The 11053-nt window shown below is 71.4% G+C and carries 9 protein-coding genes; 6 read left to right on the top strand and 3 right to left on the bottom strand.

Annotation, left to right across the window (positions count from 1 at the left end):
* Nucleotides 1–109 precede the first annotated feature (109 nt).
* Both ACFWEJ_RS22095 and ACFWEJ_RS22100 read left to right on the top strand, forming a co-directional pair.
* On the top strand, nt 110–868 hold the full coding sequence (locus ACFWEJ_RS22095) for an SDR family NAD(P)-dependent oxidoreductase (protein WP_377231340.1): 759 nt from the start codon (nt 110–112) through the stop codon (nt 866–868).
* Between the two features lie 82 nt (nt 869–950).
* Nucleotides 951–1421, top strand: coding sequence for an ester cyclase (locus tag ACFWEJ_RS22100; RefSeq protein ID WP_377231341.1), 471 nt, complete (start codon nt 951–953; stop codon nt 1419–1421).
* On the opposite strand, the gene ACFWEJ_RS22105 is transcribed toward ACFWEJ_RS22100, so the two are convergent.
* Nucleotides 1418–1810 (bottom strand): winged helix-turn-helix transcriptional regulator, encoded by a 393-nt coding sequence (locus ACFWEJ_RS22105; protein WP_377231342.1) that lies wholly within the window; start codon nt 1808–1810, stop codon nt 1418–1420. The genes ACFWEJ_RS22100 and ACFWEJ_RS22105 overlap by 4 nt on opposite strands.
* Nucleotides 1811–1890: 80 nt before the next feature.
* Between ACFWEJ_RS22105 and ACFWEJ_RS22110 the strand changes: the two genes are divergently transcribed.
* Nucleotides 1891–2874 carry a zinc-dependent alcohol dehydrogenase family protein gene (locus tag ACFWEJ_RS22110; protein WP_377231343.1) on the top strand — a complete coding sequence of 328 codons (984 nt, stop codon included), beginning with the start codon at nt 1891–1893 and terminating at the stop codon, nt 2872–2874.
* 139 nt (nt 2875–3013) lie between these two features.
* On the opposite strand, the gene ACFWEJ_RS22115 is transcribed toward ACFWEJ_RS22110, so the two are convergent.
* Nucleotides 3014–4036: a cation-transporting ATPase gene (locus ACFWEJ_RS22115; RefSeq protein WP_377231344.1), complete on the bottom strand. Its 1023-nt coding sequence runs from the start codon at nt 4034–4036 to the stop codon at nt 3014–3016.
* Nucleotides 4037–4204: 168 nt separating this feature from the next.
* On the opposite strand from ACFWEJ_RS22115, the gene treY reads away from it, so the two are divergent.
* The 3 genes from treY to ACFWEJ_RS22130 all read left to right on the top strand — a co-directional run bounded on the left by treY (nt 4205) and on the right by ACFWEJ_RS22130 (nt 10080).
* Nucleotides 4205–6709, top strand: a complete 2505-nt coding sequence (treY, locus tag ACFWEJ_RS22120; protein ID WP_377231345.1) for a malto-oligosyltrehalose synthase — start codon at nt 4205–4207, stop codon at nt 6707–6709.
* Nucleotides 6706–8517: a malto-oligosyltrehalose trehalohydrolase gene (gene treZ, locus ACFWEJ_RS22125; RefSeq protein ID WP_377231346.1), complete on the top strand. Its 1812-nt coding sequence runs from the start codon at nt 6706–6708 to the stop codon at nt 8515–8517. Before treY ends, treZ begins: the two co-directional genes overlap by 4 nt.
* Before the next feature lie 600 nt (nt 8518–9117).
* The gene (locus tag ACFWEJ_RS22130) at nt 9118–10080 is read left to right on the top strand and encodes an ADP-ribosylglycohydrolase family protein (RefSeq protein ID WP_377231347.1); all 963 of its coding nucleotides are present in this window, start codon (nt 9118–9120) and stop codon (nt 10078–10080) included.
* A gap of 5 nt (nt 10081–10085) precedes the next feature.
* Here the strand turns inward: ACFWEJ_RS22130 and ACFWEJ_RS22135 are convergent.
* Nucleotides 10086–11053, bottom strand: a 968-nt coding sequence (locus ACFWEJ_RS22135; protein WP_377231348.1) for a YwqG family protein, incomplete at its 5' end; no start/stop codon positions are given.

The following is an 11053-nucleotide window of genomic DNA, read 5'->3' on the forward strand; positions in this document are numbered from 1 at the left end:
CCATCCTTATGGTGGACCGAACGGTCAAGAATGCTCGCCTGGCGAGCGCGACCGTGTCTGGACCACCAGTCCGGTGCTGCCTGCACCTAGCTACGGAGGATGAACACCCATGGGTCAGCTGACCGACAAGACCGCCCTGATCACCGGCGCGAGCACGGGCATCGGGCTCGCCACTGCCGAGCGCTTCGTGGCCGAGGGCGCGCTCGTCTACATGACCGGACGCCGCGAGCAGGAACTCGAGGCAGCCGCCCAGGCGCTCGGCGACCAGGCGATCGCGATCCGTAACGACGTCTCCGATCTGGCCGACCTCGACAGCCTCTTCCGCCGGATCGCGGACGACGGCAACCGGCTCGACGTCCTCTTCGCCAACGCCGGTGGCGGCGAGGCGGACCAGCCCCTTGATTCGCTCACCCCCGAGGCCTTCGACCACACCTTCGGGATCAACGTGAGAGGCACCGCCTTCACGGTGCAGAAGGCCCTCCCGTTGCTGAACGGTGGCGGCAGCATCGTGCTCACCGGCTCGAGCTCGGCGAGCCGCGGCGTCCCCGGTTTCGGCGTCTACTCCGCTACCAAGGCGGCACTGCGGCAGTTCAGCCGGGTCTGGGCGGCAGAGCTCGCTCCCCGTGGTCTGCGCGTGAACACCGTGGTGCCGGGCCCCACCGACACCCCCGGGCTCCGTGGCCTCGCGGCGAGTCCGGAGCAGGCGGGCGCCCTGCTCGACGGCATGGGCGGCAGCACACCCCTGGGTCGAACCGCTGATCCCGCCGAGATCGCGAACGCCGTCCTCTTCCTGGCCTCTGACCAGTCCAGCTTCATGACCGGCAGCGAGCTGTTCGTGGACGGCGGCGAGGTGCAGGTCTTCCCCTGACCAGGACAGCGTCTCCGGGGTGACCGAACATGTGCAGCCCGGTGGCGGGTCGTGATCAGCCCAGCGTCAAGAAGGAGCCCAGATGACGAAGAGCGAAGAGGTTGTGCGCGAGGCCTACCGGCTGGCGGAAGGGGATGTCCTCGACGGACATGGATTCCGCGCCTTGTTCACCGAGGACGGTACGTTCAACGACGTACCGAATGGGCTGACCTTCCGTAGCGACGGGATTCCCCAGGCGCTGGCTGGTCTCGCCACTGCGTTTCCCGACATCCACCGTGAGCTGGCCGGCGTGCACGCGATGGGTGATGTCGTCGCCGTCGAGCTGCGTATTCAGGGGACGCATCTCGGTGGGCTCCCGACGCCGGTCGGCGAGATCCCGCCGACCGGTCGCCGCATCGACGTGCCGACGGCGGATCTCTGGCATCTCCGGGACGGAAAGATCGAGACGTTCAACTGCTACAACGCAGCGAATCTGTGGCTTGCTCAGCTCGGGGTCGCTCCCGACTTCGCGTCGGCGATCAGAGCGGCGCAGGCGGCCGGAACGAGTGCTTAGCTCGTAGGGCGTACGGCGGCCGCGCGTGCGGCTTCGGCGGCTTCGGCGGCTTCGCGAGAGTCGGCGACAGCTACCCCGTGATCCCTGGCCCAGTCCGTGAGGACCTCGATGGGCTCGATCAGGGTTCGGCCAAGCGGCGTCAGGTTGTAGGCGACCTGCCGTCGCGTCGCGGCATGCCGTTCCACCAGGCCGTAGTCCTGCAGACGGCGAAGCGTCTGGGTCAGGACCTTGCGCGAGATGCCGCCGATGAGGTCGACGAGCTCGCCGTGCCGCCGGGGGCGGGTGCTCAGTCCGAACAGCACCAGCACGGCCCACTTGTCGGAGATGATCTCGACCGCCAGGCGGGTCGGGCAGTCGGCGAGGAACGCGGATCCTCCGGAGTCCTGCATGACGTCACAAGGTACCAGTGGGTAACTCAGCGATCCGTAGCGTCATCCGGAGCAGTACTGGAACGAACGAAGGAGGAACCATGCCACGTGTCGTCGTGTTCGACGTAGTGGGCGGCCCGGACGTCCTGCACATCGTCGACGAACCCGTCGTCGAACCCGGGCCGGGAGAGGTGCGGGTCAGGATCGAAGCCTTCGCGGTCAATCCGCTCGACATCATGACGCGAGCGGGCGTACCGCCGATGCAGGCTCCGTTACCTCACGCACGCCTCGGCGTCGAGGGCACCGGTGTCATCGATGCGGTGGGCGCCGGCGTCGACTCGTGGGGCGTCGGCGATCCGGTGATCCTGACGGCTGTGCCGGACGCCCACGTCCGCGGCAGCTATGCCGAGTACACGACGGTTCCCGCGAACCAGGTCATGGCACGTCCGGCAGGCCTCGGAGTCGTGGAGTCGGCGGCGGTCTGGGTCGCGTATTCCACCGCCTACGGTGCCCTGTTCGAGACGGCGGGGATGCGGCCCGCCGACCGCGTCCTGGTCACGGCGGCCTCCGGCGGCGTCGGCCGGGCGGCGATCCAGATCGCGAACCAGATCGGCGCGGTGCCCATCGCGGTCACCCGCCGCGCGGCGGCGGTCGATGAGCTGCTCGCTGCCGGCGCAGGCGCCGTCGTCGCCACCGATCGTGAGGACCTCGTGGAGGCGACACGTCGTCATACCGATGGTGCGGGGGCTGATATCACTCTCGACCTCGTGACGGGCCCGGGGCAGCGCGACCTGGTCGAGGCGACCCGACGCGACGGCGTTCTGGTCCCGGCGGGCTTTCTCGACACGCGCCCCACGCCGCAACCGGCGGACCGGGTCCGGGTGACCGATCGGTACCGGAGCTTCGAGCACACGACAGATCCCGTGGTCGTGCGGCGGATGGCCGCCTTCCTGACCGCCGGTGTGCGGCTCGGCGCCCTGACCCCGGCCGTCGGCGCGGTGTTCGACCTCGCGGACGTCGCGGACGCGCACCGGTACCTCGAGTCCGGGCGACGCTCCGGTGGGAAGGTCGTCGTCACCGTCTAGGTGTGCGGTCGGGGCAGGCGGTTCGCTCCCGTCGACGGCGTACCTTCCGCCTGCGCCGACCGCGGGGCGACACCAGCGCGACGACGTCCTGAATCGATCCGTCGTCGTCGCGCTGGTACGGCCTGGAAGCTGGTACGTCCTAGAAGAAGTTGCGCGGGTCGAACTTCTCGGCGATGTCCGTGAGCGACTGGCCCGCCTCCGAGACCTGGTCCCCGACCCCGGACACCGCACCCTCGGCCGTGCCGGCGAGGTCCTCGACGCCCGTGGTCGCCTGGCCCAGGGCGTCAGCCCCGTAGCCCTCGACGCCCGCCGTGGCCTGTCCGACGGCGTCCGCACCGAGGCCCTCGACACCGGCGGTGGCCTCGCCGAGCGCGCCAGCCCCGTACTCCTCGACGCCGGCAGCGGCCTCGCCCAGGGCACCGGTGCCGAACTCGCCGGCCGCCGCCGTCAGGCCCTCGACGTCGACGCCCGCCGCGAGCGACTCGAAGTCGACGCCGAGGTTCGCCGCGTTCTCCAGGATCGGTCCGGCGACGCTGCTGATCACGGCACCGGCCGCGACGGCGCCCAGGATGCCGACCGCGCCTACGGCGACACCCGCGACGACGCCGCCCGTGCCGACCTTGGCGAGCACGGACCGCATCGAGCCCGGCCGGCGGGCCTCGGACCGGGCAGCCGCCACGGACAGCTCGCGAGGGTCGGCGGAGCGGGGCTGCTCGTGCGGCGGCAGCTCCGTCTGCATGCGCTGCAGCACCTCCTGGCGCTGCGCCGGCGTCAGACGCGCGAAGGACTCGGCGTGGATCCGCTCGATCTGCTGCGGGTCGGCGGTCTGCATGAGGTAGTCGTAGCGGGCAATCGCCTGGCGGTCGGCGTCGGTGGCACCCGGCGCACCCGGCCGTCCGTGCGCGGCGGCGGGGTAGCCCTGCTGGGGTGCCGGGTATCCCTGCTGACCTGTCGGGTATCCCTGCTGGGCCGGGTAGCCCTGCGGCGCCTGACCCTGCTGCTGATCACGTCCGGTCACCGCACCGGCGATGTCCTGAAGGGTCGACTGCCAGGACCTCTGGCCCGTGGAACCACCCTGCGGCGCGCCCTGTTGCTGCTGCTGCCCGTTCTGCGAGTCGAGCATCTTCTTGGCCAGGCCGATCATGTTCGTGAGCTTGGACATGCGGTCCGTTCCTTCCGTCGGGCGGAAGGACCACGCTTCCAGGCCATCATGAGAAGTACGTGAGACCAGGATGAGAGATTCACCCGGTGGCCTGGCGATATACCCCGTGATCAGCCATTGTGTGGAGCACGCGGGACGGCCGGACGACCACCGAGCGACGGAGGCACAGTGCATTCCCATCTCCCTGGACCCGGCCGCCGCACCCCGGTGAGCACCTACCGGCTGCAGCTCGGCCCCGACCTCACGTTCGTGGACGCCGAGGAGGCTCTCCCGTACCTCGACACCCTCGGGATCACCGACCTCTACCTCTCGCCCGTGCTGCAGGCGGCGCCGGGTTCCACGCACGGGTACGACGTCGTGGACCACACCCGGATCAGTGACGTCATGGGCGGTCGGGAGGGGCTCGAACGGCTCGCGGCGGCGGCGCACGCGCGCGGGATGGGCGTCGTCGTCGACGTCGTGCCCAACCACATGGCCGTGCCCACGCCCGCCTGGCACAACCGGGCGCTGTGGTCCGTGCTCAAGCACGGGCACGAGTCGCCGTACGCGACCTGGTTCGACGTCGGCCTCGCCGAGGGCGAGGGGCTCCTCATGCCGGTGCTGGGCGCGCGGATCGGCACGGTGCTGGCCGCGGGGGAGCTCGCGCTCGACCACGTCGTCGTGCCCGGGGACGACGACGGTCCCGGTGAGGGCGGGGCGCAGCCCGTGCTGCGGTATTACGACCACCTGTTCCCCGTGCGGCCCGAGACCGAGGACCTGCCGCTCGCCGAGCTGGTGGGGCGCCAGCACTACCGGCTCGCCTACTGGCGCGTGGCCGACGAGGAGCTCAACTACCGGCGCTTCTTCGACGTCGGCACGCTGGCGGGCATCCGCGTGGAGGACGCCGACGTCTTCGCCGCCACGCACGCCCTGCTGTTCGAGCTCTTCGACGCGGGCGTGATCGACGCCTTCCGGATCGACCACCCCGACGGGCTCGCGGATCCGCGCGGGTACCTGCGCCGGCTGCACGAGGCGACCGGCGGGGCGTGGGTCGTGGCCGAGAAGATCCTGGAGGAGGGCGAGGCGCTGCCCGACGACTGGCCCGTCGCCGGCACCACGGGCTACGACACGGCCTGGCGGCTGCACGCCCTCCAGGTCGATCCCGACGGCGCCGCCCCGCTGGCCGCCCTGATGCAGGAGCTGACGGGCGAGCAGACGAGCCTCGACGACGTGATCGAGCAGGCCAAGCGGCAGATCGTCGAGACCTCCCTGTACGCGGAGATCCACCTGCTGACCACCATGGTCGCGGACATCTGCCGCGAGGACGTGCGGCTGCGCGACCACACGTTCCGGTCGCTGCAGGACTGCGTGGTCGAGCTGGTCGTGGCGTTCGGCCGGTACCGCGCGTACGTCGTGCCCGGGGAGGAGGCTCCGCCCGAGGCGGAGCGCGTGGTGCGGGAGGCGGCCGACGTCGCCCGCTCGCGCCTCGACCCGGATCGGCACGACACGCTGGACCTCGTGGTCGACCTGGTGCTCGGGCGCGAGGCCGGCTCCGCGGGTCGTCGGGACGAGGAGCGGCGCGCCGAGCTCGTCGTCCGGTTCCCGCAGGTGTGCGGCGCCGTCATGGCCAAGGGCGTGGAGGACACCGCGTACTACCGGTGGACCCACCTGGTCAGCCTGTGCGAGGTGGGCGGCGCGCCTTCGCGCTTCGGGGTGGGGCCGGACGAGCTGCACGAGCACGCGCGGCACCTGGCCGAGTCGTGGCCCGCGACGATGACCGCGGGCTCCACGCACGACTCCAAGCGCGGCGAGGACGTCCGGTCCCGGACCGGGGCCGTTGCCTCGCACGCGGAAGCCTGGATCGGGCTGGTGCGGCGACTGCGGGAGGCGACGTCGGACGTGCGGCCGGTTGACCTCGACGGGCGGACCGAGAACCTGCTGTGGCAGACGCTCGCCGGGACCTGGACCGCGGGCGGGCCGATCGAGGCCGAGCGGCTGGCCGCGTACCTGGTCAAGGCGTCGCGGGAGCAGAAGGCGTGGACCACCTGGACGGCGCCAGACGCCGCACGCGAGGCCGGTCTGGTGGACTATGCGACCGCGCTGCTGACCCACCCCGAGGTGGTCGCCGGATTTGCCGACTGGGTCGATCGGGTGACGTCGACGGTCCGGCGGTCGGTCCTCGCGACCAAGCTGCTCCAGCTCACGGTGCCCGGTGTCGCCGACGTCTACCAGGGGACGGAGGTCACCGGGACGTCGCTCGTGGATCCGGACAACCGGCGGCTCGTCGACCTGGAGGGCCTTGCTTCCGTGCTGGAGTCGCTGGACGCCGGGCGGACGCCGTCGGGCCTCGCGGAGGAGAAGCTGGTGCTGACGGCCGCCGCGTTGCGGGTGCGGCGGGCGCATCCCTCGGCGTTCGTGGGTGAGGGCGCCGGGTACGAGCCGTTGCCGGTGACGACGGGGCGGGCGGTCGGGTTCGTCCGGCTCGACGCCGGCGGGCCGCGGGTGGCCGTCGTCGCGACGCGGCTGGGGGATGCCTCCGGACTTGGTGAGGCCTCGGTGGTGTTGCCGGAGCTGGGCTCGGGGACGGCGTGGCGGTCTGTGCTGACCGGTTCGTCCTTCGCCGGCGGGGCGGTGCGGCTCGCGGAACTACTGGGGCCGTGGCCGGTGGCGCTGCTCGTGGCGGAGGCGGCATGATGGCACCCCTGCGGGTCTGGGCGCCGTTCGCGTCCCGTGTCGACCTCGTGCTGCCGGCGACCGGCGCGACGGAACCCCTGGTGGCCGACGTCGGCGGGTGGTGGTCGGCTGCGCGCGGGTTGCCGCCCGAGACGGACTACGCCTTCTCGCTCGACGGCGGACCGCCGCGTCCCGACCCGCGCAGCCCCTGGCAGCCCGCCGGGGTGCACGGTCCGTCGCGCACCTTCGACGCTCGTGCGTACTCGTGGTCCGACGGCGGCTGGGCCGGGCGTGACGTGCGTGGCGCCGTCGTCTACGAGCTGCACGTCGGGACGTTCACGCCCGAGGGCACGCTCGACGCCGCCGTCGGGCGCCTTGACCACCTCGCCGACCTCGGCGTCGACATGGTCGAGCTCATGCCGCTCGCCGCGTTCGGCGGGCGGCACGGCTGGGGGTACGACGGCGTCGCGCTGTGGGCCGTGCACGAACCGTACGGCGGGCCGGCCGCCCTCCAGCGCTTCGTCGACGCCGCCCACGCCCGCGGGCTCGCCGTCTGCCTCGACGTCGTCGACAACCACCTCGGCCCCTCAGGCAACTACCTCGGCGAGTACGGCCCGTACTTCACCGACCAGCACCAGACGCCGTGGGGCGCGGCCGTGAACCTCGACGGCGACGGGTCCGCCGAGGTGCGGGCGTTCGTCGTCGAGAAGGCGCTGCGGTGGTTCCGCGACTTCCACGTCGACGCGCTGCGGCTGGACGCCGTCCACGCGCTCGTCGACGACTCGCCGCGGCATGTGCTGGCGGAGCTGTCGGATGCCGTTTCGTTGCTGGCCGGGGAGGTCGGGCGGCCGTTGTCGCTGGTGGCCGAGTCGGATGCCAACGATCCGCGGACGGTGACGCCCACCGGTGACTCGTTCCAGGGGCGGGCCGGGTACGGCATGACGGCGCAGTGGGCCGACGACGTCCACCACGCCCTGCACACCCTCCTGACCGGCGAACGGCAGGGCTACTACGTCGACTTCGGCACCCCGGCGACGCTCGCCAAGGCGCTGACCGGGGTCTTCGTGCACGACGGCGGCTGGTCCACGTTCCGCGGCAAGAACTGGGGCGCGCCCGTCCCGGACGACATGGACCGGCGCCGCTTCGTCGTCTGCTCCCAGAACCACGACCAGGTGGGCAACCGCGCGCTCGGCGACCGGCCCTCGCGCGTGCTGACGCCGGGGGCGCTCGCGGTCAGCGCGGCCGTGGTGCTGCTCGGGCCGTTCACGCCGATGCTGTTCATGGGCGAGGAGTGGGGCGCGACCACGCCGTTCCAGTACTTCTCGGACCACGAGGAGCCGGAGCTCGCTGCGGCGATCTCGCGCGGGCGGGCGGCGGAGTTCGGCGGGCACGGGTGGGCGGAGCTGTACGGGGCGGATGTGAAGGTGCCGGATCCGCAGGCGTTGTCGACGTTCGAGGCGTCTCGGCTGGACTGGGACGAGGCTTCGTCGGAGGGCGGGGCGCGGATGGTGGAGCTGTACCGGGCGCTGGTGGGGCTGCGGCGTGCGGAGGCGGCTGTGGCCTCGGGGGATCCGGGTGGGACGTCGGTGTCGGTGCAGGACGGGGCGGTGGTGATGACGCGTGCGGCCGTCGAGGGTGGCGGGCGCGTGGATGTGGTGCTGGTGCTGGAGGAGGGGCCGGTGTCGGTGGCTTTGGAGCGGGACGGTGGGGCCGCGGCGGTGGTGCTCGATTCCGGGGTGGTGCTCGGGAGTGAGGCGGCGGTTGTGGAGGGGCGGGGCGGGGCGGTGGTGGTGTCGGTGCGGGGGCCGGGGGTTGTCGTGCTGGCGTGACGGGAGAGCGCGGAACATCTTCGCGCTAGCCACTTCCAGACACCCGCTTCGTGTAGGCCCCGGGTGCTAGGACGAGCACTGCCAGCAGGAGTGCGATCTTTGGATCCTCGGAGAACTGCATCGCGGCTGCGAACACCACTAGCGCGACGCCTGCCCTCACCAGAAGCCAGAGCCAGGGCACGGGCGGTAGTTGTTGACGCTTTTGGTCCTGACGGGCCTTCATCATGATTGCGGTCTCCACTCGCTGCGTTTGGTTCGTTGTGGAGGGACTCTGCCGCGATCGGGCTTCAGCGAACACCGCAGTTCGTTGCAATCCTGCAGGCAGTTTCTTGAGCGATCGCCCGCAATACTGAACGATCCGTACATGGATGCCGTGAACCGGGCAATATCCTGCGAATAGCTGCGCGTCGGGCGTGCTACCTACCAGGAACTCGGCGCAGGTCGGCACCTGTCGCCGTCAGCGGTGCGATCGAGGGCAGCCCGCACGCTCGTCAGCCGCAGGTCTCGGGCTATCCCCACGTGCGTTTCCGGCCGGGGAGGGTGCGAACCGGCCGCGCGGCGATGGCGGCCGCGACGTCGTGCGCCTGACAGGATCTGCGAGTGCCACGCAGCCTTGACCAGACCATTCATCCCGAGCAGCGAGTCGCACTGTGCGCGGACAGCCTTGCCGGATTGTCGGTCGGCGACGCGCTCGGTGCCCAGTACTTCGTCCCGACCAACGATCCGGCCTCGCTCCTCGGGGACGGGACCGTGCCGGCCGGAACGTGGCCCTGGACCGACGACACCGACATGGCCTGCACCGTCGCCGCGGAGCTGATCCAGCACGGTGAGATCGACCGCGACAGGATCGCTCAGAACTTCGCGCAGCGGAGCGATCCCTACCGCGGTTACGGCGCAGGCGCTGTCCAGGTGCTACGTCAGATCCGCGACGGCGTCCCGTGGCAGAAGGCCACCGTCGCCGCGTTTCCCGCCGGGTCGTTCGGCAACGGGGCGGCCATGCGCATCCCACCGCTCGGCGCTTACTTCGCCGGTGACCTGGATCGTGCCGCCGAGCAGGCGACCCGCGCGTCGGAGGTGACCCACGCGCATCCGGAGGGGATCGCAGGCGCTGTCGTCGTCGCGGTGGCGACGGCGTTCGTGGCCGGCGCGACGATCGCGCACGTCATCCCGAAGCCGGACGAGGTGCTCGACAGCGTCGAGCCGTACCTGCTGTCCGGGGCGACGGCCAAGGGTGTGGTCGCCGCGCGCGACCTGCTCGGTGCATCGGTGGGCGAGGCCGCCTGGAAGCTCGGGAACGGGTCACGTGTCTCGGCCCAGGACACCGTGCCGTTCTGCCTGTGGGCCGCGGCCACCTGTCTGACCGATTACCCCGCGGCGGTCAAAGCCTGCGTCGAGGCCGGCGGCGACGTCGACACCACCGCTGCGATCGTCGGCGGGGTTGTGGGCGCGTTCACCGGGCTCGGTGACCGGGACGGCGTCGTCGGAGTGCCGAATACGTGGCTCGGTCAGCGGGAAGCGCTGCCGGAATGGGGGCCAAACGAGGTGTCGCGCTCCGAGGGCTGAGGGGCTCAGCAGCTCTGCATGACGAACCGGGTGTTCGACAGATCGCCTCGCGCGAGGTCCTCGGTGTGGGCGAGCCAGTAGAGCGTGCCGACGTCGCCCCACTGGGCGCCGTCGTAGGAGTCGACCTGGACGAGCAGCACCCACGGGTCGGTCCCGTCGGCTGTGGCTACTTCCGGTTCGAGCGGACGACGGCGGACCTTTGCGCTCGCCGCCTCGACCTCGACCGGGCCCTGGACCGCGGTCGCCCAACCGCCGACCTGGTGTCGGGGGAGCGTGCCACGCAAGGCCTCAAGGGCGTCGGAGAACGTCGGGGCCTGCACGGGGTGGTCCAGCCAGGCCCGGTAGTCGGCGTCGGCGTCGACGCCCAGAGCCATCGGCAGCGCCGGGTCGAAGGTGTCGGGGGCCGTGACGACTTGCCGGGCGGTCAGCGTCTGCTCACCGTAAGCCGATGCGCCCGGAGGTGTCGGGCGGAGCGTGCCGTCGGTCGGGAGGTGCAGCACCTGGTAACTGTCCGGCTCAGAGCCATCGGCGAAGTCATAGTCATCGCTCTTGTCCAGCACGAAGAACGCGAGTCGGCCCTCGACCGGCAGCGGAAGGTCGCAGTCGTATCCGGTCGCGGCCAGCGCCGCGAGGTCCAGCTCGCCGACGTACGACAGCGGTCCGACCGGATCCCATCGCGGCCACGGCGTTCCGTCCGGTAGGCGTGGCTCGCCGCCGAGCCGGGCGACGACGGCGTCGTCCGGCTCGGCCGGGACGAGGTCTACCGCCGGGCGCACGACGCGAAGCCACGCGTCGGCGGTTTCAGCGTCGAGATGCTGGTGGGCGAGCCTGGCGACGTCGTCGAAGATTCCGGACACGACGGGAACCGTATCGGGTGGACCTGGGTCGGAGACCACACCGGCTTCCCGTTCGAGACAGCACCGGGGGAAGACGTGCGCAGCCAAGGGGGTAACGGAGACGTAGCAATGTGACG

The sequence above is a fragment of the Promicromonospora sp. NPDC060204 genome, from assembly GCF_042728455.1.
Classification (GTDB): Bacteria; Actinomycetota; Actinomycetes; order Actinomycetales; family Cellulomonadaceae; genus Promicromonospora.